Raw genomic sequence first — 25,602 nt, 5'->3', positions numbered from 1 at the left:
GATATGCTTTGGGCCGGGATTGTTCTGGTAGGATGAGTTTAATGGGCATAAAATATCTACCAAAAGGGGAATGTTTTTGATCAGAATTCCTGCTACTCTCAATAATTTGCTTAATTTTGCACCAATTTAGCCATAAGTAAAATTCTTATTCCAAACCTCTCTAAGCATGCCAAAAGACAATAGCATTAAACATGTACTGATTATTGGAAGTGGTCCGATCGTAATTGGCCAAGCCTGTGAATTCGACTATGCTGGATCTCAGGCCGCACGATCCCTCCGAGAAGAAGGGATTACCGTCACGCTGATCAACTCCAATCCGGCGACAATTATGACCGATCCGGTTACTGCAGACAATGTTTACCTGCTTCCACTGGAGAAAAAGTCTCTTGTAAAAATATTGGAAGAACATCCTGATATTGATTGCGTCCTTCCTACCATGGGAGGCCAGACAGCCCTAAACTTGGCCATCGAGGCAGATAAAGCGGGGATCTGGGATAGGTATAATGTCAGGATGATCGGTGTGGATATAGATGCCATCGAAACCGCTGAAAACCGTGAGAAATTCAAAGCACTTTTGGAAGAGCTCAATGTCGGGGTTTGTATTGGGAAAACGGCCACGTCCTTTCTCCAGGGCAAAGAAATAGCGCAAGAAATTGGCTTCCCGTTGGTGATCAGGCCATCTTATACACTTGGTGGTACCGGTGGAGGTTTCGTGGAAAAGGAAGATGAGTTTGAAAATGCCCTGATGAGCGGGCTGAAAGCTTCTCCGACTCATGAAGTGCTGATCGAGCAAAGTATTCTTGGATGGAAAGAATATGAGCTGGAAGTTTTAAGGGATAGTTTGGGCAATATGGTCGTGATCTGTTCCATTGAGAATTTTGACCCGATGGGTGTTCATACAGGTGATTCTATTACCGTGGCACCTGCCATGACCCTTCCCGATACTGTTTACCAGGAGATGAGGAATCTCGCGATCAAGATGATGAATGGTATTGGTAACTTTGCGGGAGGTTGTAACGTGCAGTTTTCCGTAAGCCCAGACAACCAGACCATTATTGGTATTGAGATTAACCCAAGGGTATCGCGTTCTTCGGCTTTGGCCTCAAAGGCTACAGGTTACCCAATTGCCAAAGTAGCCGCCAAATTGGCAATCGGCTATAACTTGGATGAGCTTAAAAACTCCATTACCGGTAGTACTTCTGCATTCTTCGAACCGGCTATTGACTATGTAATTGTAAAAATCCCTCGTTGGAATTTTGATAAATTCAAAGGATCCGACCGTCGTCTGGGGCTCTCCATGAAGGCAGTGGGTGAAGTGATGGGAATTGGTGGAAACTTCCAAGAGGCCCTTCAAAAGGCCTGTCAATCCCTTGAAATCAAACGTAATGGACTTGGTGCGGATGGTAAGGAGCTGAAGAATCAAGAACAAATCCTATACAGTTTGGAGCACCCAAGCTGGAATAGGCTTTTTCATATTTATGATGCCTTTAAATTGGGCATTTCTTTTAGGACCATTCATGACCTGACCAAGATCGATAAATGGTTCTTGAAGCAAATTGAAGAGTTGGTTCACTTGGACATAACCCTAGATAAGTACACCTTGGATACCATTCCAAAGGACTTAATGATGCTGGCCAAACACAAAGGCTATGCGGATCGGCAGATTGCGCACTTGCTGGGATGTCTTGAAAGTGAGGTCTTCCATAAGAGGCGGGAAGAAATGGGCATCAAGCGGGTGTACAAATTGGTAGATACTTGTGCTGCTGAATTTGAGGCGCAGACACCGTACTATTATTCCTCATTCGGCGAAGAGAATGAATCACAGGTGTCTGACCGCAAGAAAGTCATCGTGTTGGGCTCAGGTCCTAACCGAGTGGGGCAGGGCATCGAGTTTGATTACTCTTGTGTTCATGGCGTACTGGCTGCCAAGGAATGTGGCTATGAGACCATCATGATCAACTGTAACCCAGAGACCGTTTCGACGGACTTTGATATTGCGGATAAATTGTACTTCGAGCCTGTATTCTGGGAGCATATTTACGAGATCATTTTGCATGAAAAGCCTGAAGGCGTGATCGTACAGCTTGGTGGGCAGACGGCACTTAAGCTGGCAGAAAAGCTCGAAAAATATGGCATCAAAATCTTGGGAACCAGCTTTGAGGCGCTTGACCTCGCCGAGGATCGTGGGGAATTTTCCAGCTTGTTGAAGGAAAATGATGTTCCTTATCCTGAGTTCGGAACCATCCACAGCACCGATGAGGCGTTGGAGTTATGTAAGACCATTGGCTTCCCGCTGTTGGTGAGGCCTTCTTACGTTCTTGGTGGACAAGGGATGAAGATTGTCATCAACGAGAAAGAACTCGAGCAGCACGTAGTGGAAGTACTGAAGGATATTCCTGACAATGAAATCCTGCTGGATCACTTCCTTGAGGGAGCCATTGAGGCAGAGGCAGATGCCATCTGCGATGGGGAAAATGTGTATATCATCGGTATCATGCAGCACATTGAGCCAGCGGGGATCCACTCCGGAGATTCATATGCTGTATTGCCTCCATATAATCTGGGAGACTTGGTGGTACGGCAAATCGAAACCTTTACCGAAAAAATTGCCCTGGCACTCAAGACCAAAGGACTGATCAATATTCAGTTTGCGGTGAAGGACGACAAAGTCTATGTGATCGAGGCCAATCCGCGTGCATCCAGAACGGTACCGTTTATTTGTAAGGCTTATAAAGAACCTTATGTGAATTATGCCGTAAAAGTGATGTTGGGAGAAAATAAAGTGACCGACTTTGAATTTAAACCTTACAAAAAAGGTTATGCTATCAAAGAGCCGGTTTTCTCTTTCCATAAATTCCCTAACGTGAATAAAGAGTTGGGACCTGAGATGAAATCCACCGGAGAGGCGATTTACTTCATTGATGATTTGATGGATGATTACTTCTTGAAGATCTACTCAGAGAGAAACCTATATCTAAGTAGATAATTGACAACAAAAATTACATCGTTTTGATTAAATTCCTTTTAATAGTTCTTGGCGTTGGATGGTTGCTTGGGCAACTGGTTCGTTATTTTCTAAGATCCAAGTTAGCACGATTTGCCCAGCAGGTAAATCAAGCTGCTAAAGAACAGGAGCAAGCACAACGAAGGGCCAACGATAATGGAGACATTCATGTGGACTACGTGCCGAAGTCTTATGATGAAAGAAGAAGTAAGGATATCAAAGGCGGTGAATACGTCGATTATGAAGAGGTGAAAGATTGATTTAGGATTCACCAAATTTCAATAGTTATAAAGGAGCTCGTATAGGGCTCCTTTTTTCGTGTTTATCCTTATGTTAATGGCGAGAAATTGGATCAGGTGGAAAAGTTGATGGCTGCCAGTTTTACCTAATGGTAAAACCACGCGCAATGCCGTTTAGCTAGTGCGTATCTGGAAAATATGGGTTCTATATTTTTTCTTTGGGCAGTTATTTTTCTATCTAAATTCTTGGGTGGTTTTCATCTCTTTACCTTTGTCACTTTTTTGCTGCAGGTCAAAAAAGTGACCAAAAAACCCCGCCGCTACGCCACGGCGCACAGGTGTGCATCTATTGGCCTAAAATTAAAATCTTCCCTCATGAAGGCAAACTCCTCCTTTTCTAGCTGCCAACATTCTTTTTGGGCAGCATTTCGTCAAACAAGCCTGCCTTTTTGCCCGCCCGCTTTTTAATTTCTTAACGCCCAATACCTGCAAGGCGGATCCGGTTAATAAGTTTCTTATGGATAAATTATCATCATTATTCCATGTAGTGGTATATTTTCTTAAGTAACCAAGTTGAGCCGGAACGATAAGCCCCCCTGAGCCAAAAAAGGTATCGCTTCCTAATTACGGCCCTTGGTATGCCTGTTTTCCAGCCGATGGTGGAGGCCGTTAGAAAGTGAGTTGGCTCGCGTCGTGGAACAGCGAGACCCACTCACTTTTAGGTCGTAGCCATCGGCTGGAAATTAAAATGGGTGCCGGATCTCGGTCGCAGGGTAAATCCATGTTCCATTTTAAAAGGCATACCACCGGCCTGGATTTTTTTCTTTCTTTTTTCATCAATGGAAAAAAGGAAAAGGATAAAATCCACCAAAATGGCCAAAGTCATACAGTTAAACCCGCATTATGCATTAGCCTATCTATTGCGAGCTGAAACTACTTCAAAATCAGTCGCTTCGCTGCTGTTTTCGATCTCACCATAGCGATGCTATGATTCAATCTCCAAACAGCCTGATTTTCTTGTAGTTTCAGCTCTCATAACGATTCCTAATGCATAAAACGGGTTAAAGTCAAATAGAAAAGAAACTCCTAGCAGGTGAAAATAGGGAAATCCCCTTAACCAAACGGCATTGAAACCACGCATAAATAAACATGCCACAACGTCCAAAGTGCACCAAGTGGATGCTGAACTGGAAATAAAGGAATTTATTATTGACCTGAGCTCGACTTAATTTTTGTATTAAAAGCGTCCTTGCGAACCCTTTTGAGGAGGATGTGGGTTGGAAAAGGGTGTGGCAATCCCGAAATACTGAGACTGCCACGGCTTCTGCCCCTCATATCTCCCTCTAAGCCTCGCAGTGACGATTTTATAATCGAACTGAGGTTATTGCTTTGTGCCTTAGCGTCTTGGTGGCTATCCTAGTTTCGATATCCAAAGAAATTGATCGCTCCCAGCAACATTGCTTGATTCGCTAAATATATTTCTAACAGCCTGTGGGTTCTATTTCGTCACGGAGGAATGATGATAAACACAGGTAGGATGCTTAGGGCAATGCAGATCTGTGTTCAGTCCTTTTAACTGGGCGCCAATTTTCTTGGTCAATGGTAATTTTTGGTCGTTATCGACCGCCATTTGCCTTAAGGTCATTTCGACAGTTTTCATCCAGCGTAGGAATGGGCTGATTTAGGGTGTTAAAGATGTTGTTGGTTTCCACCGCCCAGTACATCAGGCATTCTTCATTGTCACAATGGCCGGTGTTTTCATGGTCTTCATGGTCACTGGTCATTTCAGTGCCGAGGTTTACCAGTCCCAACAGATGCCCCAGTTCGTGCTCCAAAACAGTGATTTCAAGTCGGTCTTTGTCCGGTTTGCCAAAGCGGTTGGAGTTTTCTTCCATCCGCTTACCCAACAGGACAATTGAAGTATTCCGATGGGCAAAGCCTAAACTGGCTTCTGTTTCAGTATCTTTCTCGAAGTAGCCATCTACGATCAAGATATAAAGGCCAAGCTCCTCTCCAATGCTGTAGGCCGTTCTGTTTTCGTCTTCGATGTCGCGAACGTCTTGGACACTGTATTTTTCTTTTCCTTTTGCGGGAATGGCTTTGGTGACCAGCTGAATACCGGTGGGTTTGTTTACCAAGCCTTCCAGCCAATTGATGACAGTGGAAGCCGTGGAGGAACTGAGGGGATATCCCTCCATATGGTGAATTTCCACCTTAATACTTTTGTAGGTGTCTGAGGATAGGATCTCATGTGCCGAGACCCCTGGAGCCCTTTTAGCTGCCCTGATGCTTTGTACACGTTCATCTACCTCGTTGTCCTTAAAACAGGAAGTGATTATCAGCCCCAATGCCAAAATGTAAACCCAAGTGTATTGCGACAGCTTTTGCCTTTTGAAAGTATTAAAATGCATTTTGAATGTATATTATTTCGTTTAAAATAATAACAAAACTCAAGCAATGCAAAGTCCAAGCCAAAATGCACATCGCTGGAGAGGTCAGTTTTGGGTTTGTGGTAAATGAGAATAGGCGGACAAGCTTTTTTTGGCCAATATGATCAGCACGAGGGAGAGTATGAACAGACCACCTGCTATGATGGATAAGATATAGGCCTTGTCCTGGAAATTTTTCCAAGCAAATATTCCTAGTGATGTCAATGTCACGGTGAACATAAAAAACATAGGGATGATGACGAAGGTTGCATTTACTTTCTTTTTGATCAGCCAAACTGCCACCGCCAGCAAAGCCAAGGCTGCTAGCAATTGGTTGGCAGAGCCAAAAATCGGCCAAAGCGTCGTGAATCCGCCAGAGCTGATAAGCAATATGGAGAGGATAACGACAATACTCGTACTGATGTATCTATTGGAGGAAAAAGTTTTGCCAACAGGCCCTTGCGCTCCTTCAAAATACTCCTGAAAGGTAAACCGTGCCAAGCGGGTACACGTGTCCAGCGTAGTCAGGGCAAAGGCGGATACCGTAAGAGCTACAAAACTCACCGCAAGTTCCTCTGGAATTCCCAGGGTGGCCATCATTGCCCCCAGTCCATCAGAAAACATGGTGACGGGACCTTTGGCCGTGAGGGTCATGGCATATTCTTCTCTACTCAGAACGATCACCGCACCTACAGAAATGATCGCCAGGAATGATTCGATAAGCATGCCCCCAAAGCCTACAATTTTAGCATCTCCTTCTTTGTCGATTTGTTTAGAAGTGGTTCCCGAGGCCACCAAGCTGTGAAACCCGCTGATGGCACCACAGGCAATGGTCACAAACAGGACAGGAAACAGGTAGCCAAGGTTATCGGAAGTGACGTGGACTTGATTGTCCATTTTTATTTCCGGATTGGCAAAAAGGATTCCCAGTACGGCAAAGATGATTAGGCCGTAAAGAAGAAAGCTGTTTAAATAATCACGTGGCTGCAGCAGTAAGGATACGGGAGTCACCGAAGCAACAAAAGCATAGGCCAGGAGCACATAAAGCCATATTTGGTAATCGAGTTCAAAAGGAAGTTGCATCCCCAGGTACACGAAATAATACATCAGTCCCACTCCGATTACTGAGGTAAGTAGAAAGAGGCTTTTGCGGTGGGCGACGGATTTATTTACCAGTCCGAAGGCGACAGCCAGCAAGATGAAAAGTATCGATGCTGAAGCCACTCCGGGATTATTGATAAAGGTTTTGGCAATAATGTCCGCAAAAACGGCTATCACCAGAATCAGGGTCGAAAAACTAAACAGCATAAAGAGCTGCTTTCCACTTTGTCCAATGTTATTTTTGATAATCGTACCGATGGATTTTCCTTCACTGCGCAAAGAAGCGACCATACTCCCCAGGTCATGTACGGCACCAAAGAAAATTCCTCCAACCAAAATCCAGATCACCGCGGGAATCCACCCAAAGGTCACCGCAATGATCGGTCCCACGATAGGTCCTGCACCGGCGATCGAAGCGAAGTGATGACCAAGTACCACAATTGGTCTGCTGGGTTCATAATCCACTCCATCTTGGAATTTATGGGAAGGAGTGACCCGGTCATTCCGGATGTCGAATTTCTTGAAAACAAACTTCCCGTAAATGAAATATGCCGCGATGAGCGTGATAGCAGCGATGAGCAATAGCGGGGCGAGGGTCATGTAGCTTTGGATTTATGGTTGGTAGTCTGTATATTATGTGGAAAGAATGTCGGTTTACGGTCTATCTTTTTGATATGTCTATTAACTGACAAATGTAATTAAACTATTTTGACTTGGGAAGCTTCTTTAAGTCGAAAGCAGTTGATTAACAGTATGGCCAACCAGACATTTTGAGCCAAACCCAATGACCTTGCCTATTCATTTCGTACCAAAAGCATTGAAAAATGAATGACAAGCTATATTATATTCTGTTTGGATTAGCGTTGCTTGTGGGGACGCATTTATTATTAGGGTTTGGCTTCAAGCCACTGGTGAAAATATTCTACAAGCCAAGTTCACGACCAGGGGAAAAAGCAGTGGCCGAAATGAGCAATTCCATAAAATGGGGTTTGTTTTTTGTTCTTTTTCCACTTTTTGAACCATATATTTCTCCAGAAGGATGGGCATATTTTAGCCAATTTAAGGTGTTTCAGATCCTATTTATAATCAACCTTGCCTGGATCTTGGTCTCTATGATCAAATTGTTGAAATATGTTTTTTTGGATGGACATTCCTATGCCAAGTTGGATAACCTAAGAGAGAGGAGCTTGTACACACAGGTGACGTTTATTCAGAAGATTCTGGTTGCGGTGATTTTTATTGTGGCCTTTTCCGCCATAATGATGCATTTTGATGAGGCCAAGAAGTTTGGGCAGGGCCTGCTTACTTCGGCAGGAGTGGCAGGTATCATTATAGGTTTGGCTGCACAAAAGTCCATAGCCAATTTTCTGGCAGGTTTTCAGATTGCCTTTACCCAGCCGATCCGGATAGACGATGTGGTCGTCGTGGAAGGCGAATGGGGCAAAATCGAAGAGATTAATTTTACTTATGTCGTGGTTTGTGTTTGGGACCAGCGCAGGTTGGTGTTGCCAATCAATTATTTTTTGGAGAAGCCCTTTCAGAATTGGACAAGGAACACAGCCGATATTTGGGGCACGGTGTTTTTATATGTGGATCATACGATTCCGGTGTCAGATTTAAAGGCCAAGCTTAAGGAAATTTTGGAAAGCACGGACCTGTGGGACAGGAAAGTACAGGTGCTGCAAGTGACTGATGTGAAAGAAAGTACGGTGGAGTTGCGTTGCCTGATGAGTGCCAAAGACAGCCCCTCGGCCTTTGATTTACGCTGTCTGGTAAGGGAAAAAATGATTACCTATATTCAGGAAAAATATCCGAAATCCCTACCAAAATCACGTGTTTTATTGCGTCAAGCAGATGAAGTAAAAAGTACCTAATTCAGGTTCGGCTAAGGAGAAAGCTATATTTCATTTTATTTACCGGATATTACCTATAAATTTGTAGTCCTGAAAAGATATTTTCAGCCTTAAAACTTCAACATATGGCTTGGTTTAAGAGAAAAGACGCAGGTATAAAGACCTCAACAAAGGAGAAAAAGGATACACCAGATGGACTCTGGTTTAAAACTCCCAAAGGAAATATCATTCACACCCGAGAGCTGAAAAGCAACGCTTATGTTTGTCCGGATGATGATTATCATGTAAAAATAGGCTCAAAGGAATATTTTGAAATATTGTTTGACAACAATAAATTTCAAGAGCTAGATGAAAATATGATCTCAGGTGACCCCTTGGATTTTGTGGACAGTAAGCCCTATACTTCCCGTATAGAAGCGACCATTAGCAAGACCGGCCTGAAAGATGCCGTGAGGTCTGCAGTGGGCAAGCTGGACGGCCAAGATATCGTAGTGGCCTGTATGGATTTTGGGTTTATCGGTGGATCGATGGGCTCTGTGGTGGGTGAGAAAATCGCCCGGGCCATAGATCATTCCCTGAAAAACAACATTCCATTTTTAATGATATCCAAGTCCGGTGGGGCCAGGATGATGGAAGCAGGCTTTAGCTTGATGCAAATGGCGAAGACTTCTGCGAAGTTAGCGCTACTTGCAGAGGCGAAGATTCCGTATATTTCCATGCTGACAGATCCGACTACAGGTGGGGTGACGGCTTCCTATGCCATGCTGGGTGATTTTAATATCGCAGAGCCCGGCGCTTTGATTGGTTTTGCAGGGCCGCGTGTAATCCGAGAGACGATCGGTAAAGACCTCCCAAAAGGCTTCCAAAGTGCGGAGTTTGTACAGGAGCATGGCTTCTTGGATTTTATTGTAGATAGAAGACAGCTGAAATCCAGATTGTCCACCTTGCTGAGGTTGTTGAAAAATTAACAGGACGTGGACTATTATCTTTAAAATTTACGCGATCTATCGACAATTTTAGGGAATAATAAATATATTTGTGTGCCCCTTAAAAGGCACACTATATACTGAAAGAGAACTAGAAAAAGCTTTATTAAATGAGTTCAGTAATTATTACGTCAATTGTAGCATTTACTTTGATCATATTGCTACTTGTTTTTATTCTGCTGTTTGCACAGTCTAAGCTGGTAGCAACAGGAGATGTGAACATTATCATCAATGGAGACGAATCCAATCCTGTGGTGACTTCTGCAGGGTCCACATTGCTCTCTACCTTGGGTGGACAGAAGATCTTCCTTCCTTCAGCCTGCGGTGGCGGTGGTACATGTGCCATGTGCAAGTGTACGGTCGAAGAAGGTGGAGGAGAAGTGCTTCCAACTGAAGTAGGACACCTCAGCCGAGCTGAGCAGCAAAGCAACGTGAGGCTCTCCTGTCAGGTGAAGGTGAAGCAGGATATGAAGATCCGCATTCCTGAAGAAATCTTCGGTATCAAGAAGTGGGAATGTGAAGTGGTATCAAACTACAACGTTTCTACATTCATCAAAGAATTTAAAGTAAAACTTCCGGAAGGGGAAAACTTGGATTTTGAGTCCGGTGGATATATCCAGATCGATGTTCCTGAGATTACTGTTAACTTTAAGGACTTTGACATCGCCCCTCACCCAGAGTTAGAGCACCCTGAAGATGTGTATCAGAGTGATTGGGATAAGTTTGGACTGTGGGATTTGGTGATGAAGAATGATGAGGAGCTATTCCGTGCATACTCCATGGCCAATCACCCAGCAGAGGGAAATATCATCATGCTGACCATTCGTATTGCTACCCCTCCATGGGACAGGGCTAATAACAAGTGGATGGATGTGAATCCAGGTGTATGTTCCTCTTATGTATTCTCGCGTAAGCCGGGAGATAAAGTGACGATTTCTGGACCTTATGGTGAATTCCACATCAATCCTACTGATAGAGAAATGATCTATATCGGTGGTGGAGCTGGAATGGCACCGCTGAGATCGCACATTTTCCACCTTTTCCATACTGAGAAGACCAATCGAAAAGTGTCTTACTGGTACGGTGGTAGATCGAAGAAAGAATTGTTTTATGTACCTCACTTCAGGGATATCGAAAATGATTTTGATAACTTCAGGTTCCATATCGGACTGTCTGAGCCACTTCCGGAAGATAACTGGAAGATTAAGAAGGATCTGGAGGATAAGGAAGGAGATGGCTATGTGGGCTTTATCCACCAGGTATTATATGATAATTACCTAAAGGACCATCCTGAACCAGATGAGGTGGAGTATTACCTTTGTGGACCTCCATTGATGAACTCGGCAGTGTTGAAGCTGTTGGACGACATGGGCGTTCCGAAAGAAAATATCAGATTTGACGACTTCGGTGGTTAAATATAAAAGGCTCTGCAAATGCAGGGCCTTTTTTAATTCCCCCTTGACTTTTTTGTTTAATTTTGAAGGCAAGTCCGCTTTCTGAGCGTGGACGGTTTCCTTATTGTTGGGCAATTATCATTTTACTGCCCGATGGCATTAAACTATCATCTATGGACCTTAAGCTATTCTTTGACCCTGTTCCAGAATCCATTACGCAACATGCATATGCGCACAACTCCTTTTTTAAACATATCAATTTCCATGGGGAGCTGTTTCCTGATCTAAAAGGAATACAGATCGCCATCATTGGGCTGGAAGAAGTGCGGGGGACGGATGATACGGAATCCGTTGACCAAGCGGCACATGAAGTACGGAAACGGCTTTATCAGCTTAAGCGCGGCTTGGCCCATTACAAGATAGCTGATTTGGGCAATCTCCGCAGTGGTGTTGACCTCAAGGAAACGTATATTCGGATCAAGACAGTTGGTGAAGAACTGATGAAGAAGCAGATCCTTCCCATTTATATCGGTGGTACCCATGATTTGGATATGGGCCAATACCTCTCATATGAGGGAATGAAAAAACTGGTTAGCATGCTTACAGTTGATGCGAAGATCGATATGGATGATGAGGGCAGGCCGTTTGAGGTCCACTCCCAGGACATTATTCTGCATCAGCCTAATTTTTTGTTTAACTATACACAGCTGGCTTACCAGAGCTTTTTGACAGACCGGGATCTGGTTAATGTCATGGAAAAATTGTATTTTGATCATGTGAGACTGGGGCAATTGAGGGATAATTTCAAAGAGGTAGAGCCACTCATCCGTAATGCCGACCTGCTGAGCTTTGATATCTGCGCCGTCCAATCAGCCGATGCTCCCGGGGCTTGTGATGCACAGCCATTTGGACTTACGGCGGAGGAAGCGTGCCAGATTTGTTGGTTTGCAGGTATGAATGAGAAGCTCAGCTCTTTGGGGCTTTATGGCTATCAACCTCACTATGATGACCGCAGATATAAGACAGCCTCCGTGATGGCAACGATGGTGTGGTATTTTATCGAGGGATTTTACCACCGCAAGGACAGTTTGTCTTTTAAGAGTAATGATTATACCAAATACACCGTTTCGCTGGATTCTAAGCCATCTACGATCGTTTTCTACAAGAGCAAACTAAGTGCAAAATGGTGGATGGAAGTGCCTCAGACGGGGAAGGAGAAATTTGAGCGGGATACCATCATTCCTTGTAGCTACCAGGATTACCAAACTGCCCAAAGAGGTGAAGTACCCGACAGGTGGGTCAATGCCCAGCTAAAGTTATACTGATCATGAAGGCTTATAGCAGACAACAACTGGCCTTGAGAAATGGTCAGGACAAACCTGAAATCTGGGTGGCATTTAAAGGGAAAATTTATGATGTGTCCCGATCCAGGCTATGGAAGAATGGGAAACATTATGAACATTGGGCTGGGCAGGACTTGACCGATGAGCTGGTAGATGCTCCGCATACCGCCAATGTATTTGACAAATTTGAGCCGATTGGCCAATTGATAGATCAATGATATTAATAGCAGACAGTGGATCAAGTAAGACGGACTGGCGAGGAATCGACAGGGACGGCAACGTCAGCCAATTCAGGGGAGTGGGATTTAATCCCTATTACCAGACACCCGAGGAAATGGCTACAGAGCTGAATGATGAATTTTTATTGAAGCTCAAAGAAGAGGTAGTGGCTATTTATTATTATGGAGCAGGATGCTCCACTCCCGAAAATAAAAAAGGAGTGGCCACTGCATTGGGCAATCTATTTGGAAATGCCACTATAAAAATAGACCATGATCTCTTGGCGGCGGCTCGGGCAACCTGCGGACATGAGGAAGGCATCGCCTGTATTCTTGGTACCGGTTCTAATAGTTGTGATTATAATGGTGAAAAAATCATTGACTCTAGGCCTTCACCGGGTTTTATATTAGGGGATGAAGGAGGCGGTACCTATATTGGTAAGAAGTTTCTGCAAGATTTTATTCATGATGAAATGCCAGATGTGCTTAAGCGTGAAGTGTCCGAACGGTTTCAGCTCACAGCGCAGGTGATACAAGATAACGTTTACAGGAAGCCATTTCCGGGAAGGTATATGGCAAGTTTCTGCCGGTTTATCACAGAACATATTTCCAATCCATACTGTTACCTGCTGTATTATAATGCTTTTCAGGATTTCTTTAAGAAGCATGTGATCAGGTATGAAAATTACCATAAAAAAAAGGTAAGCTTCGTAGGGTCTGTGGCGTTTTATAATAGCGACATTCTAAGAAAAGCCGCAGCTGATATGCAGATTCATGTTCATTTAGTCTTGGAAAGTCCTATTGCGGGATTGACATTATACCATAAAGAAAACCTATGAAGACAACAGAAAGCAGTTCGAATTACGACAATCTGGAAGAAATGAGTGTTGCTGAGCTCATTTCCAATATGAACAAGGAAGATCAAACCGTTCCTTTGGCGGTAGAAAAATCCTTGCCAGCGATTGAGGATTTAATTGAAAGAATAGTGGAGCGCATGGCCAAGGGTGGTCGGTTGTTTTATATCGGTGCCGGTACGAGTGGCCGGTTGGGGATCCTGGATGCCTCCGAATGTCCTCCTACTTACGGGGTCTCACATGATATGGTGATTGGACTCATTGCTGGTGGGGATACAGCTATTAGGAAGTCAGTAGAGAAGGCGGAGGATGATCCCGACCAGTCTTGGCAAGACTTAAAGGCCAATGGAGTGAAGGATTTGGATACGGTAATCGGCATCGCTGCATCAGGTACCACGCCATATGTGATCGGTGGGGTAAGGACTGCAAGGGAAAACGGATTGCTTACTGGGTGCATTACCTGTAATGAAGGATCGCCACTGGCCAAAGCCGCCGAATATCCTGTGGAAGTGATCGTGGGGCCGGAGTTTGTGACGGGCAGTACTCGTATGAAATCAGGTACGGCACAGAAGTTGGTGCTCAATATGATCTCTACATCCGTAATGATCAAGCTCGGAAAAGTGAAGGGCAATAAGATGGTCAATATGCAATTGTCTAACCAAAAACTGGTGGAGCGCGGTACGCGGATGATCATGGATGCCACCGGATTGGAAGAAGAGCAAGCCAAGGAGAGGTTGCTAAAGTTCGGATCGGTAAAAGATGCCCTTGATGATTGGAAGCAGGAGTAAAACAAAAGGCTCCGGTTGTAGCACCGGAGCCTTTTGTTTATAAATGCTTTGATTTTGCCATATGGGCTGAGGTTGTTTTATGGCAAGAAATAAACCAAGCCAAAGCGGAATACCGCTTGGCCGCCGTTCATGGCCTGGTATTTTAATTCAGGATTAAATGCCAGGTTATCCGTAAATTTCAGGACACCACCGGCACCGATATTGGCACCAGCAGTACTGCTTGTTGCCTTTACCCCCATGAATTCTGCTGAGTACCAGTTATTGGTAAAACCTAAAAGGCCATACCATTGGAGGAGATCTCTGGTAAAATAATACCGAGCGTCGATGTTCAGGGTACTGGCATTTCCTCCTTCTGGAAAGTAAATCGTAAAGTTCGGAGCAGCTGAAATTTGGTCGGTTATTAGGTATTCTCCCCCGAAATTCAACCCGAAATCTTCAGCGTCAAATGCATAATCACCACCAATTTGCAGTCTGATGTCGCCCTCACTTTGGGCCTGTGCGAAAGTAACTGTCATGGCAAACAGTCCTAATAATAATAGTTTTTTCATAGTTGTATAAAAGTTTAGTTTGTGACATCCAAAAACAAGGCCAAATGACGTAATGTGATAAAAATCATGAATCAGCCTTATTGATATTTCCACCCTGACAAACGACGAAAAGTAAGGGATGGTTGTGCTTTTTAACAATTAAATGTTTAAAAGATTATATTTCAGCGACTTCATTTTTGTTCGCAAGTTGGCCGCATGCTGCATCGATGTCCTGGCCCCTGGATTTTCTGACTTTGGCGACTATACCTCTGTTTTCGAGAATACGCACGTACATGTCCACCGCTTCTTGGGAAGCTTGCCGAAACTCGCCTTCATCGATGGGATTGTACTGGATGATGTTGACCTTGGAAGGAATGTGCTTGCAGAATTTTGCCAAGGCTAAGGCATGTTCCTCATCGTCGTTGATGCCGTCCCATATTACATATTCATAAGTGACCTTGCGTTGGGTCTTCTGGTACCAGTAAATTAAGGCTTCCGCCAGGTCCTCTACCGGACTTTTGTCATTGATGGGCATCAGGCGGCTTCTGGTGCTGTTGATAGCGGAGTGGAGGGAGATGGCCAGGTTGAATTTTACTTCATCGTCGGCCATTTTTTTGATGATCTTAGGAATCCCTACCGTGGAAAGCGTGATCCTTCTCGGTGCCATGCCAAGTCCTTCTGGAGCGGTGATCTTGTCAATGGCGTCGATGACATTAGTGTAGTTTAGCAAAGGCTCGCCCATTCCCATAAAGACAATATTGGTCAGGGGACGTTGGAAGTATTTCTCCGCTTCTTCCTTGATGGCGACGACCTGGTCATAGATTTCATCTGGGTTCAGGTTTCGCATTCTTTTCAGCCGGGCAGTCGCACAGAAATTACAGTCTAGGCTACAGCCCACTTGGGATGAAACACAGGCAGTGATCCGCTTGGAAGTTGGGATTAGCACAGACTCCACTATTTTGTTGTCGTAGAGTTTGACGGCATTTTTGATGGTACCGTCATTAGAGTGCTGCATCAGATCCACCTTGACATGATTGATGGTGAAATTGGCCTTCAGCATTTCACGGGTGGACAGGGAAATGTTGGTCATGTCATCAAAATTCTTCAATGACTTGTTCCATAGCCAATCATATACTTGGTTGGCCCTGAACTTTTTGTCCCCTTCAGATAGGAAGAAGTCTTGGAGTTCTTCCAAGCTCAATTTCCTGATATCTTTTTTCTCACCCGTTTTCATAATGCAAAGGTAGGGAATTTATGGGATTGTAAAACAGTGGAGAGGTGTCAGGGCAGGGCAAACGCATTTAGTGTATTAAAGGGAAACAATTTTCGTGTAGGCATAGCTTTCATCCGTGCCGATGGCACTCCTTAGGGAGGTTGAGGAGCGCTGCAGGTTACAAAATTTATCGTGCCGCTGGCACTTTGCCCAGATTTATCTTGCAAAGGAATAAGCCATGCGGGTTCTGTTTAATTAAAAACCAATGGCTCCTAGTTCCGCTGCACAGCTGTCGGAACAATAGTCTTTTCAGCAAGTACCTTAGTGTCTTGGTGACTTAGTGGCTTCCATTTTTTATTCCAGGAAAAGGGAATGTTTCGGAATGGAATGGAGGCGGCAAGTAAATTTAGTGAGTGACAATTGAGGGGGGTGTAATCCTTTGATGATGCAATTTTACTGTCAAAAAGTCCTAAATATTGGTTTTTAGCAGCTGTTTTCGGACATTTTTTCCGAAAAACCCGTTTTTTTTGGATTGGTGCTGGATTTGATAAAAGTAGGACAGAGCAAGATGCTCATGGAAAATTTGGAAAAAAATAAGCAATAGATAAAATGGATTTTAAGCAATTTACAATCAAATCGCAGGAGGCTATACAAAAGGCCGCTGAGCTTTGTATGGCTGAGCAGCAGCAGGCCATTGAGCCGGCTCACGTGCTAAAGGGCATCCTTTCTGAAGATGAAAGTGTGGTTGATTTTGTTTTCAAAAAGCTGGGCGTCAACAAGAAGTTGGTTTCCCAAAAACTGGAAGAAATCATCCAATCCTTTCCAAAGGTCAGCGGGCAGCAACCGTATCTTTCCAATGCAGGAAATCAGGCCTTGACTAAAGCCAAAGGGTATTTGAAGACCTTTGGAGATGAATTTGTGGCGGTCGAGCATTTGCTGCTGGGAATTCTTTCCGGTAGTGATAAATCTGCCCAGTTGCTCAAAGATCAAGGTGTAACCGAAAAAGGGCTGATCGAAGCCATCAAAGAATTGAGACAGGGGAATAAAGTTACTGACCAAAACGCAGAAGCAAAATACAGGTCTCTTGAGAAGTACTCCAAAAACTTGAATGAATTGGCCAAGAAGGGTAAAATTGATCCAGTTATTGGTCGCGATGAAGAGATCAGGAGGGTGTTGCAGATTTTGGCAAGAAGGACCAAAAACAACCCCATCCTACTGGGTGAGCCGGGTGTAGGTAAGACTGCGATAGTCGAAGGGTTGGCACAGCGGATCGTTAGCGGTGATGTACCGGAAAACCTAAAGTCCAAAACCCTCATATCATTGGACATGGGGTTACTGGTGGCAGGTGCCAAGTACAAGGGGGAATTTGAAGAGCGATTAAAGGCAGTGATCAAGGAGGTGACCGATTCTGATGGGGAGATCATCTTATTTATCGATGAGATTCACACCTTGATCGGAGCCGGTGGTGGCGGAGAAGGTGCCATGGATGCTGCTAACTTGCTGAAGCCTGCTTTGGCGAGGGGTGAGCTGCATGCCATTGGAGCGACGACACTCAAGGAATATCAAAAGTACGTCGAAAAAGATAAGGCCTTGGAAAGAAGGTTTCAGGCAGTAATGGTGGATGAACCGGACGCTGCGGATGCCATTTCCATCTTAAGGGGTATCAAGGATAAATATGAGCTTCACCATGGAGTGAGGATCAAGGATGATGCGGTTATTTCGGCTGTAGAGCTTTCGCAGCGGTACATTTCGGACAGGTTCTTGCCTGATAAGGCCATTGACCTGATGGACGAGGCCGCTGCCAAATTGCGAATGGAGATAGACTCCCTTCCGCAGGAGCTGGACGAGCTGAACAGGCGGATCATGCAGCTGGAGATCGAGCGGGAAGCCATCCGTCGTGAGAAAAACAAAGACAAGGAAGCCGTGCTGAGCAAAGAACTTGCCGAATTGTCCGAGAAGCGCCAAGCCGTAAAAGCCAAATGGGAAAGTGAAAAAGCTGTAATTATGGGCATCCAGCGTGAGAAGGAAAATATCGATAAGTTTAAACTAGAGGCAGAGCAAGCAGAACGAGCAGGGGATTTTGGAAAGGTAGCTGAGATCCGTTATGGAAAAATCAGCGAAAGTGAGCAAAAGTTAGAGTCATTTAAGCAGCAGCTGCAAGAAATGCAGGAGGGCTCGCCCTTGCTGAAGGAGGAAGTGGATGCCGAGGATGTGGCTGCCGTGGTGGCCAAGTGGACGGGAATTCCTTTGTCCAGAATGCTCGAAAGTGAGCGGGAAAAGCTCCTTCACTTGGAGGATGAACTAGGCAAACGAGTGGCTGGTCAGCAAGAGGCCATTGCAGCGCTCTCCGACGCCGTGCGTAGGAGCCGGGCAGGACTGCAAGATCCTAAACGGCCGATTGGATCCTTCATTTTCATGGGAACCACTGGTGTGGGTAAGACAGAATTGGCCAAGGCCTTGGCAGAATACCTCTTCAATGATGACAATGCCATGGTGAGGATTGATATGTCCGAGTACCAGGAAAGGCATGCTGTCAGTAGGTTGGTCGGAGCGCCTCCCGGTTATGTGGGCTATGATGAAGGTGGGCAGTTGACCGAGGCCGTCAGGAGAAAGCCCTATTCGGTTATCCTGTTGGATGAGATCGAAAAAGCCCATCCCGATGTGTTCAATATCTTGCTGCAAGTGCTGGATGATGGTAGGCTAACAGATAATAAAGGTCGGGTGGCCAATTTTAAAAACACCATTATTATTCTCACTACCAATATCGGTTCGCAGTTGATCCAAGAGCAGTTTGCTGCCATTGAGGACTGGAACAAGGAGCAGGTGATGGAGGATACCAAGAAAGAGGTATTTGAGCTATTGAAGCAGTCTGTCCGTCCGGAATTTCTGAACAGGATAGATGAAACGATCATGTTTGAACCGTTAAATAGGGAAATTACCCGGAAAATCGTGGATATCCAGTGGAAGGAAATCCAACACCGACTCGCAGAGTCCGGTATTGAGATCGATGCCACAAAAGAAGTGCTGGATTATCTGGGAGAGGTTGGTTTTGATCCCCAGTTTGGGGCGAGGCCACTTAAAAGGACCATGCAGCGATTAGTGCTTAATGAGCTCTCCAAGCAGATCCTGAGCGGCTATATTAAAAATGATGCAGCCGTATTGGTGGACTTGGATGCCGATAAGCAGGTTTATTTTAAGAATGTCGAAGATGTGGAAGTGTGATCTGGGACAAGGCGCTGCTGTGATGGTAATCAAGCAGTCAGTTGCAGTTTAAGCTAATAAAAATCCCCGGTAGTGAGCCGGGGATTTTTTTATTTTTCCGTAATGGATACGTTTTGCTCTTTTTTTAGCCTTAGCATAAAATCACTCAGCACATTCATGAAATTTATAAACGCCTCGTATGGACTTTCGTAAGGACTAAAATAAGCGTGAATGTCTCCATCAGAGAAGAATTTGGTACACATGTAATAGAAGTGGTCACTGGTCTGGAGATATTTCCAGTCCTTTTGGATTTGTGGATCCTTGGACTGCCTGACCATTGGTTCCAGGTCATAGAGTCGGTCAAAAGCTTCGTCTTGGAGGTCATTGCCCAGCCACGCGGTAAGGTCCCGCTCTTCGTCTGCCCAGGAGATGGGCACGGGCACATGGATTTTACCGACTGGGGAGGCTTCTTCCACTACCGCTGATGGTGTAGAAAAGGTGAAGTTTGATTGGTGGAGTACTGCATCCGGGAGGTGGCGCATAAACTCAAATATTCCACTTTCTGCCCATTGGTGTTCACCAAAGGTCTCATAGTCCATAAACAAATTGATGACCTCTTCTTCCTGGGGGATTTGATTGATCCAATTGACAAACTTATCCGTGGTAAGTGGCCAGTCCGCCCAGGCTTTTTCCCCAAACCGGAAAGCGATATCATCACTCAATCGGAAGTTTTTCAGGAGTACCTTTAGTTTAGGCTCGATGGCATTGCAATACACATAATTGGGACTTTTCCAGCCGAGGATATGCTTGGCACCTTCTGTTAGGATCGCTTCATAGCCCAGTTCGGCCACCATTTCTCCTATAACATCCGAATAGATCAATTCTGTGTTTCGAAATACTTTAGGAGTGTATCCATTAAAGAGCTTTTTGACTTTTTCCTGTTGGGCGCGCACCATGTCGTGAAATTCATCTTTGCTTTTCAATGCCGAAAGTGCGTGGGCGTAGGTTTCGTTGAGCAGCTCTACATGGCCGGTGGCCACGAGTTTTTGGAAGCTCTCCAGCACATCTGGTGCATACTCTTCCATCTGATCCATAAATACCCCCGACAAGGAAAAGCTGACCTTAAATTGGCCATGGTATTTTTCAATTAATTCCAGCAGGAGGGCATTCATGGGCAGGTAGCATTTTTCGGCTACTTTTCGCATAATGCTTTTGTTGGCAAAATCATCCCAGTAATGGTGATCTTCGCCAATGTCAAAGAATCGGTAAGGCTTTAGCCGATAGGGCTGGTGTACCTGGAAGTAAAAACAAATGGTTCTCATGAATGTGTTACGGTTAGAGTTTTATCATAAAGGGCGAAGATTTTTTCAGCGACGTGCTCCCATTTCATTTTTTTGAGTTCTTCGCTTCCGCATTGTCGGAACATCGTAGAGATGCCGCCGTAGTGGAGCAGGGCAAAGATGGCGTCTGCCATGGCGTCAATGTCCCAAAAGTCTATCTTCAGGGCATTGGTAAGCACTTCTGCGACTCCCGATTGTTTGGAGATGATCACGGGGGTATTGTAGCGTACCGCTTCTAGGGGAGAGATGCCAAACGGCTCCGAGACGGAGGGCATCACATAGACATCGCTGATGGCAAACATCTGGTCCACGTCCCCACCCCGAAGAAATCCAGTGAAGTGAAATTTGGTTGCAATCCGCAATTCGGCTACCCTGTCGATCATCCGGTTCATTAAATCGCCTGATCCGGCCATTACAAAACGCACATTGTCGTCTTTTTTAAGGACTTTATTGGCGGCCTCTATGAAGTATTCCGGGCCTTTTTGGAAGGTGATCCTGCCGAGAAAGGTCACTATTTTTTCCGGGACTTTTTTGGTGGCCGAACTGGTGATGATGCTGGTGTCAAGGACGGCATTGTGAATGACCGTGACCTTTTCTTCAGGGATGCCATACCGGGTAATGATGGTTTTTTTGGTAAGATGGCTTACCGCGATGATCTTATCGGCCATTTCCATCCCTGATCGTTCGATATCATATACGCGTTGGTTGACATGCTCTCCTGAGCGGTCAAACTCGGTGGCGTGCACATGTACTACCAATGGTTTTCCGCTGATTTTTTTTGCGGCAATGCCGGCAGGAAAAGACAGCCAATCGTGTGCATGGATGATGTCATGTGCTTTGTTTTTGGCAATTTGACCCGCTACGAGGGCGTAGCGCGAGACTTCCATGATCAGGTCTTTGGTGTATTTTCCGCTGAATGAAAATTTATTGGCAAAAATGCTTTCGTCCACATCGGTACGGTCATGCAATGCCTTGTCGGTAAAACGTGCAAATTCCTCTGGCCCCAAGTAAGGGATCAGAAATGAGCTGACCTCCAGATAAGTGAGGTTTTTCCAGATTTGTTTAAACCGCTTTTCCCTGTAATCAATCTCTACGTCACTGGCATTTACAAAATCAGCCAGGGGATCTTCGTCTCCATATAGTTTTGGGACGACAAAAACCACTTCATGATCAAAATGTGACATGCCTTTCAATAGCCCATAGCAGGCCGTTCCCAGTCCACCTGAGATGTGCGGTGGAAATTCCCATCCAAACATTAATACCTTCATAAAAAGTGACGTTTAATAGTGATTTACTAATTGCATGATCCGGAGCAACTCTCCGACACTCCAGGCTTGCGAAATGGCGCCTTTTGGACGATGTGGCGGGTCGCCGTCGTATATTTCCGCAATGGACCCCACCCCGTATTGGGACATGGTGTCATCAAAGCCTTTGATCAGTTTTTTGATGATGTTTTTACCGGCTTTGCCGTGGATTTTTAAATAGCCTTCTACGAAATGGCCAAGAAGCCAAGGCCAGACTGTTCCCTGGTGATAGGCATTGTCGCGCTGGTATTGGTTGCCTTGGTAATAGCCTTTATAAGCAGGATTGCCCGGAGCGAGAGTTCTCAATCCCCTAGGCGTGAGGAGGTGGGATTTCACGGTTTCCAAGACCGCGGCTTTTTGGACATCATCCAGTGGGCTGTAAGGCAAGGATGTGGCAAAAACCATATTGGGACGGACGGACCAGTCTGTATGGGAGCCATCGACAACATCTGCAAGGTATTCTTTGCTTTTGTCCCAAAAGGCCCCGTTAAATGAAGTTTTTACTTTTTCGGCAAGCTCTTTGGCAAAACCTTCATTGGTGAGCTCATGGTAGTAGCAGAGTGCATTGTACCAGAGTGCGTTGATCTCTACCGGGCAGCCGATCCTTGGGGTGACGGGGCCATCTGTGGTGACGGCATCCATCCAGGTAAGGGCAATGCCTTCCTTTCCTCCATAGAGCAGGCCATTTTCCAATACTTTGATGTTAAAGTCACTTCCGGCAATGAGCCCGTCGATGATGCCTTTGAGTTTTGGGAGATATTGATCGGTGATGGTTTTGCGGTCGCCAGTATGATTCTCATATTGCTGCCAAGCCCAAAAATACCATAAGGGGGCGTCCAGGGTGTTCATGTTGTATTGCCCTCCGCTGCCAATATTGGGGAACATGGCTCCTTGGATGTCCTTGGAGAGGGTACGCATGACATCCTTAAATGTGCTGTAGTCACCTTGTGTCAGGGTGAGCCCAGGCAGGGCGATCAAGGTGTCCCTGCCCCACCAGCCAAACCAAGGATAACCTGCGATGACCCGGGTTTCGTCACCCCGTCGGCTGATAAACTGTCCCGCAGCATTTTTAAGACAGTTTTCGAAATTGTCTCTGGGGGTTCTACGTTTGAGTTCCCGGTCAAAAGCCTCCGCCAGCGATTCAGGGTCGGCTTCTTCGAGGCCTGCTGCAAAAATGACCGATTCTCCTTTTTCAATGGGGAATTCAAAATAGCCTGGTACATATAGGTCTTCCAAAAAATCATAGCCACGTTCCTTTTCCCGGATGTACTCGATATCATAATACCAGTCGGGTACGGCGATAAAATCATTTTTTTTCGAGATTTGTAGGGATAGCGGGGAGTATGCTTCGTACAGTTTGAATTCAAGACCGTTTTTTACCTTGTTGGATTTTTTATTGACATAGGTGTTGGCTTTGGACAGGCTGTGATAGCCCCGGAAGGCCAAAAAAGGACTAAGCCGTAAGGTAGTGGGAGAGTGGGCGTCCAGCAGGGTATATTTGATCATCATTCTGTCTGCGGTGGTGTCTAGGATAATCTCTTTTTGAAGCACTACGCCTCCTACCCTATATATAAGGTTGGGGATAGGCTCGGAGCTGTAATCCTCCAGGTATTTATGCCCTCTGGGGGAATAAGTGCCTGGGTACTTGCAGATGCCCAAGTTAAAGCTGGCTCCGCGTTGGATGACCGTTTCATGAATGGTGGACAATAAGACATGAAGCTGTGAGTCGATTTGTGGCTGAGGAGCCACTAACAGTCCATGGTATTTCCTGGTGTTACATCCTATGATGGTGGTGCTGGTGTAGCATCCCGATCGATTGGATCGAATGGTTTCTTTTTCGAGAGAATAATTTAAGTTAATTAATTCTGTCTTATCAAAATGGATGTAGCTCATGGAATTTTTGCAGTTAAAAGTGGTTTTAGAGTGTTTACTAAAAATACCCTAATACTGCGAAAAGAAAAATAAAATACGAAAAAATAAAGGTCACTAAATTGTGACCTTTTTACTATTATCTGGTAATTGATTTAATGTTTTCTTTTTGTACCTCATCGAAGTTCTTCAGTGATTCTTCGAATTTCGCCATATACATTTGAATATCTTTCAAATTTACAGGTTTTACCTTTGGAAAGGTAGGTCGTTGTTTGAATAATGTAAACATTACTGCACTGTTTTGATGATACATTCTTCCGACAAATAACATGCCGAAATAGTTCTTTGTACTTTATAAAAAAAGAAAAACCCCTCATAATGAGGGGTTTTCGGGTGGAAGATCGGGTTCGAACCGACGACCTCTGGTGCCACAAACCAGCGCTCTAACCAGCTGAGCTACAACCACCATATTTATAGGTATATTCAGGTCTTATCCCTGAATGGACTGCAAAGGTAATACACGCTTTTTTTTCAAACAATAGCTATGGCTAATTATTTTCTGGAAAATTTAAGTCGTTCTCCTTTTTGTGCTTCATCAAATGCCTCGTTTTCGTACGCAATGTGTCCGGAAACGAGTGTATGGGTTACTTTTGATTGGAATACTTGTCCTTCAAATGGGGACCATCCGCATTTGGAAAGGATGTTTTCCTTTTTTACCTCCCAAGGGTCATCCAAGTCCACAAGGACCAAATCGGCATGATATCCAGGCCGGATATAGCCTCTTTTGTCAATTTCGAACAAAATAGCGACATTATGACAGGCTTTTTGGACGATTTGCTCCAGCGTGATTTTTCCTTGATGGTACATTTCCAAAAGGGCTACCAAGCTATGCTGTACCAAGGGGCCGCCGGAAGGGGCTTTGGTGTAAGGATTTTCCTTTTCTTTCAAGGTGTGAGGGGCGTGGTCTGTAGCGATTACGTCAATGTGGTCATCCAATACACCTTTTAAGATCTCGTCTCGGTCTGTGGCCGTTTTTACAGCCGGATTCCACTTGATCAAGGTTCCTTTTTTATCGTAATCTTTTTCAGAAAACCACATATGGTGAATACAGGCTTCTGCAGTAATGCGCTTTTCCTCCAGCGGCAGGGTATTGTCAAATAGCATGACTTCCTTAGCCGTGCTGATATGAAGGATGTGGAGCTTGGTGCCATATTTTCTGGCCAGGTCCACTACCCGTTTGGAAGCATCATAGCATGCCTCTGCCGATCGGATTTTTGGGTGGTATTTTATCGGGATGTCGTCACCGTATTCCGCCTTGTATTTTTCCAGGTTGGCCTTGATGATGTCATCATTTTCGCTATGTGTAGCGATGAGCATCTCACATTTTTCGAAGATCCCTTCCAAGGTTTCTTGATTGTCCACCAGCATATTGCCTGTGGAGGAGCCTTGGAATACCTTGATGCCGCAGATAGTGCTGGGATCGGCTTTTAGGAGTTCGTCCAAGTTATCGTTGGTGGCACCGAGATAAAACGAGTAATTGGCCAGTGACTTTTCGGAAGCTATTTTATATTTTTCCTCTAAAAGCTCCAACGTCGTCGCTTGGGGAACGGTGTTGGGCATTTCCATAAAGGTGGTGACACCGCCGGCGACGGCAGCTTTGGCTTCAGTGTAGATTTCGGCTTTGTGGGTGAGGCCTGGCTCACGGAAATGAACCTGGTCATCGATCAGCCCGGGAAGCAAATATTTCCCTTTTGCATCTATGGTAATGTCCGCTTCTTTCTGAAAATCCTTCAGGTTTCCACCGGCAGCGAAGATCAATCCTTCCTGTATATAAACATCCCCTCGGATAATCTTACCTTCATTTACTATATTTGCATCAGTGATCAATATACGCTTCTTCATATCTTATTATATTGGAATTTGCAGGAGTAGAAAATAT

The 25,602-nt window shown here is 45.0% G+C and carries 18 protein-coding genes and 1 tRNA gene; 10 read left to right on the top strand and 9 right to left on the bottom strand.

The window, feature by feature from the left end:
- The first annotated feature begins 166 nt into the window (after positions 1-166).
- Together carB and FDP09_RS03295 are read left to right on the top strand one after the other, a co-directional pair.
- A complete protein-coding gene (carB, locus tag FDP09_RS03300) occupies positions 167-2,986 on the top strand; it encodes a carbamoyl-phosphate synthase large subunit (RefSeq protein ID WP_137401288.1) in 2,820 nt (939 codons plus the stop codon).
- Positions 2,987-3,009: 23 nt separating this feature from the next.
- Entirely contained in the window at positions 3,010-3,264 is a 255-nt protein-coding gene (locus FDP09_RS03295) for a DUF4834 family protein (RefSeq protein ID WP_137401287.1), read from the top strand.
- A 1,595-nt stretch (positions 3,265-4,859) separates the two neighbouring features.
- Here FDP09_RS03295 and FDP09_RS03290 read toward each other — a convergent pair.
- Together FDP09_RS03290 and FDP09_RS03285 are read right to left on the bottom strand one after the other, a co-directional pair.
- On the bottom strand, positions 4,860-5,654 hold the full coding sequence (locus tag FDP09_RS03290; RefSeq protein ID WP_137401286.1) for a zinc metalloprotease: 795 nt from the start codon (positions 5,652-5,654) through the stop codon (positions 4,860-4,862).
- An 84-nt stretch (positions 5,655-5,738) separates the two neighbouring features.
- Positions 5,739-7,373, bottom strand: coding sequence for a carbon starvation CstA family protein (locus tag FDP09_RS03285; protein WP_137401285.1), 1,635 nt, complete (start codon positions 7,371-7,373; stop codon positions 5,739-5,741).
- A 224-nt stretch (positions 7,374-7,597) separates the two neighbouring features.
- On the opposite strand from FDP09_RS03285, the gene FDP09_RS03280 reads away from it, so the two are divergent.
- The 7 genes from FDP09_RS03280 to murQ all read left to right on the top strand — a co-directional run bounded on the left by FDP09_RS03280 (position 7,598) and on the right by murQ (position 14,209).
- Positions 7,598-8,647 (top strand): mechanosensitive ion channel family protein, encoded by a 1,050-nt coding sequence (locus FDP09_RS03280; protein ID WP_137401284.1) that lies wholly within the window; start codon positions 7,598-7,600, stop codon positions 8,645-8,647.
- 104 nt (positions 8,648-8,751) lie between these two features.
- Positions 8,752-9,594, top strand: a complete 843-nt coding sequence (gene accD / locus FDP09_RS03275) for an acetyl-CoA carboxylase, carboxyltransferase subunit beta (RefSeq protein ID WP_137401283.1) — start codon at positions 8,752-8,754, stop codon at positions 9,592-9,594.
- A gap of 128 nt (positions 9,595-9,722) precedes the next feature.
- Positions 9,723-11,027, top strand: a complete 1,305-nt coding sequence (nqrF, locus tag FDP09_RS03270) for an NADH:ubiquinone reductase (Na(+)-transporting) subunit F (protein ID WP_137401282.1) — start codon at positions 9,723-9,725, stop codon at positions 11,025-11,027.
- Positions 11,028-11,179: 152 nt separating this feature from the next.
- On the top strand, positions 11,180-12,331 hold the full coding sequence (locus FDP09_RS03265) for a formimidoylglutamase (RefSeq protein WP_137401281.1): 1,152 nt from the start codon (positions 11,180-11,182) through the stop codon (positions 12,329-12,331).
- Between the two features lie 2 nt (positions 12,332-12,333).
- Entirely contained in the window at positions 12,334-12,567 is a 234-nt protein-coding gene (locus tag FDP09_RS03260; RefSeq protein ID WP_137401280.1) for a cytochrome b5 domain-containing protein, read from the top strand.
- Entirely contained in the window at positions 12,564-13,406 is an 843-nt protein-coding gene (locus FDP09_RS03255; RefSeq protein ID WP_137401279.1) for an N-acetylglucosamine kinase, read from the top strand. The genes FDP09_RS03260 and FDP09_RS03255 overlap by 4 nt, the downstream gene beginning before the upstream one ends.
- Entirely contained in the window at positions 13,403-14,209 is an 807-nt protein-coding gene (murQ, locus tag FDP09_RS03250; protein WP_137401278.1) for an N-acetylmuramic acid 6-phosphate etherase, read from the top strand. The genes FDP09_RS03255 and murQ overlap by 4 nt, the downstream gene beginning before the upstream one ends.
- Positions 14,210-14,286: 77 nt before the next feature.
- Here murQ and FDP09_RS03245 read toward each other — a convergent pair whose 3' ends face one another.
- Together FDP09_RS03245 and rlmN are read right to left on the bottom strand one after the other, a co-directional pair.
- Positions 14,287-14,757 (bottom strand): porin family protein, encoded by a 471-nt coding sequence (locus tag FDP09_RS03245; protein ID WP_137401277.1) that lies wholly within the window; start codon positions 14,755-14,757, stop codon positions 14,287-14,289.
- A gap of 154 nt (positions 14,758-14,911) precedes the next feature.
- Positions 14,912-15,970 (bottom strand): 23S rRNA (adenine(2503)-C(2))-methyltransferase RlmN, encoded by a 1,059-nt coding sequence (gene rlmN / locus FDP09_RS03240; protein ID WP_137401276.1) that lies wholly within the window; start codon positions 15,968-15,970, stop codon positions 14,912-14,914.
- 588 nt (positions 15,971-16,558) lie between these two features.
- Between rlmN and clpB the strand changes: the two genes are divergently transcribed.
- Positions 16,559-19,171, top strand: coding sequence for an ATP-dependent chaperone ClpB (gene clpB / locus FDP09_RS03235; protein ID WP_137401275.1), 2,613 nt, complete (start codon positions 16,559-16,561; stop codon positions 19,169-19,171).
- A gap of 89 nt (positions 19,172-19,260) precedes the next feature.
- Here the strand turns inward: clpB and FDP09_RS03230 are convergent, their stop codons facing one another.
- The 5 genes from FDP09_RS03230 to FDP09_RS03210 form a co-directional block, all read right to left on the bottom strand.
- On the bottom strand, positions 19,261-20,472 hold the full coding sequence (locus FDP09_RS03230) for a glycoside hydrolase family 57 protein (protein ID WP_137401274.1): 1,212 nt from the start codon (positions 20,470-20,472) through the stop codon (positions 19,261-19,263).
- Complete coding sequence (locus tag FDP09_RS03225) at positions 20,469-21,758, bottom strand: glycosyltransferase family 4 protein (RefSeq protein ID WP_137401273.1); 1,290 nt, start codon at positions 21,756-21,758, stop codon at positions 20,469-20,471. Before FDP09_RS03225 ends, FDP09_RS03230 begins: the two co-directional genes overlap by 4 nt.
- A 12-nt stretch (positions 21,759-21,770) precedes the next feature.
- The gene (locus FDP09_RS03220) at positions 21,771-23,687 is read right to left on the bottom strand and encodes an amylo-alpha-1,6-glucosidase (protein WP_137401272.1); all 1,917 of its coding nucleotides are present in this window, start codon (positions 23,685-23,687) and stop codon (positions 21,771-21,773) included.
- A 367-nt stretch (positions 23,688-24,054) separates the two neighbouring features.
- Positions 24,055-24,130: transfer RNA gene (locus tag FDP09_RS03215), tRNA-His, on the bottom strand.
- Positions 24,131-24,215: 85 nt separating this feature from the next.
- Positions 24,216-25,565 (bottom strand): dihydroorotase, encoded by a 1,350-nt coding sequence (locus FDP09_RS03210; RefSeq protein WP_137401271.1) that lies wholly within the window; start codon positions 25,563-25,565, stop codon positions 24,216-24,218.
- Between the last annotated feature and the right edge of the window lie 37 nt (positions 25,566-25,602).

Origin of the sequence: Echinicola rosea, from assembly GCF_005281475.1 — a bacterium.
GTDB classification, from domain to species: Bacteria; Bacteroidota; Bacteroidia; order Cytophagales; family Cyclobacteriaceae; genus Echinicola; species Echinicola rosea.
Note: the sequence above shows the minus strand (reverse complement) of the source record. Positions and strands in the feature narration are given on the sequence as shown.

Bases quoted from the DNA above. Each gene is read 5' to 3' on its own strand.
- FDP09_RS03220 (WP_137401272.1), bottom strand. From the start codon at position 23,687: ATGAGCTACATCCATTTTGATAAGACAGAATTAATTAACTTAAATTAT.
- FDP09_RS03265 (WP_137401281.1), top strand. From the start codon at position 11,180: ATGGACCTTAAGCTATTCTTTGACCCTGTTCCAGAATCCATTACGCAA.
- FDP09_RS03245 (WP_137401277.1), bottom strand. From the start codon at position 14,757: ATGAAAAAACTATTATTATTAGGACTGTTTGCCATGACAGTTACTTTC.
- FDP09_RS03290 (WP_137401286.1), bottom strand. From the start codon at position 5,654: ATGCATTTTAATACTTTCAAAAGGCAAAAGCTGTCGCAATACACTTGG.
- accD (WP_137401283.1), top strand. From the start codon at position 8,752: ATGGCTTGGTTTAAGAGAAAAGACGCAGGTATAAAGACCTCAACAAAG.
- FDP09_RS03280 (WP_137401284.1), top strand. From the start codon at position 7,598: ATGAATGACAAGCTATATTATATTCTGTTTGGATTAGCGTTGCTTGTG.
- FDP09_RS03225 (WP_137401273.1), bottom strand. From the start codon at position 21,758: ATGAAGGTATTAATGTTTGGATGGGAATTTCCACCGCACATCTCAGGT.
- nqrF (WP_137401282.1), top strand. From the start codon at position 9,723: ATGAGTTCAGTAATTATTACGTCAATTGTAGCATTTACTTTGATCATA.
- FDP09_RS03285 (WP_137401285.1), bottom strand. From the start codon at position 7,373: ATGACCCTCGCCCCGCTATTGCTCATCGCTGCTATCACGCTCATCGCG.
- FDP09_RS03210 (WP_137401271.1), bottom strand. From the start codon at position 25,565: ATGAAGAAGCGTATATTGATCACTGATGCAAATATAGTAAATGAAGGT.
- FDP09_RS03260 (WP_137401280.1), top strand. From the start codon at position 12,334: ATGAAGGCTTATAGCAGACAACAACTGGCCTTGAGAAATGGTCAGGAC.
- FDP09_RS03255 (WP_137401279.1), top strand. From the start codon at position 12,564: ATGATATTAATAGCAGACAGTGGATCAAGTAAGACGGACTGGCGAGGA.
- FDP09_RS03230 (WP_137401274.1), bottom strand. From the start codon at position 20,472: ATGAGAACCATTTGTTTTTACTTCCAGGTACACCAGCCCTATCGGCTA.
- rlmN (WP_137401276.1), bottom strand. From the start codon at position 15,970: ATGAAAACGGGTGAGAAAAAAGATATCAGGAAATTGAGCTTGGAAGAA.
- clpB (WP_137401275.1), top strand. From the start codon at position 16,559: ATGGATTTTAAGCAATTTACAATCAAATCGCAGGAGGCTATACAAAAG.
- murQ (WP_137401278.1), top strand. From the start codon at position 13,403: ATGAAGACAACAGAAAGCAGTTCGAATTACGACAATCTGGAAGAAATG.
- carB (WP_137401288.1), top strand. From the start codon at position 167: ATGCCAAAAGACAATAGCATTAAACATGTACTGATTATTGGAAGTGGT.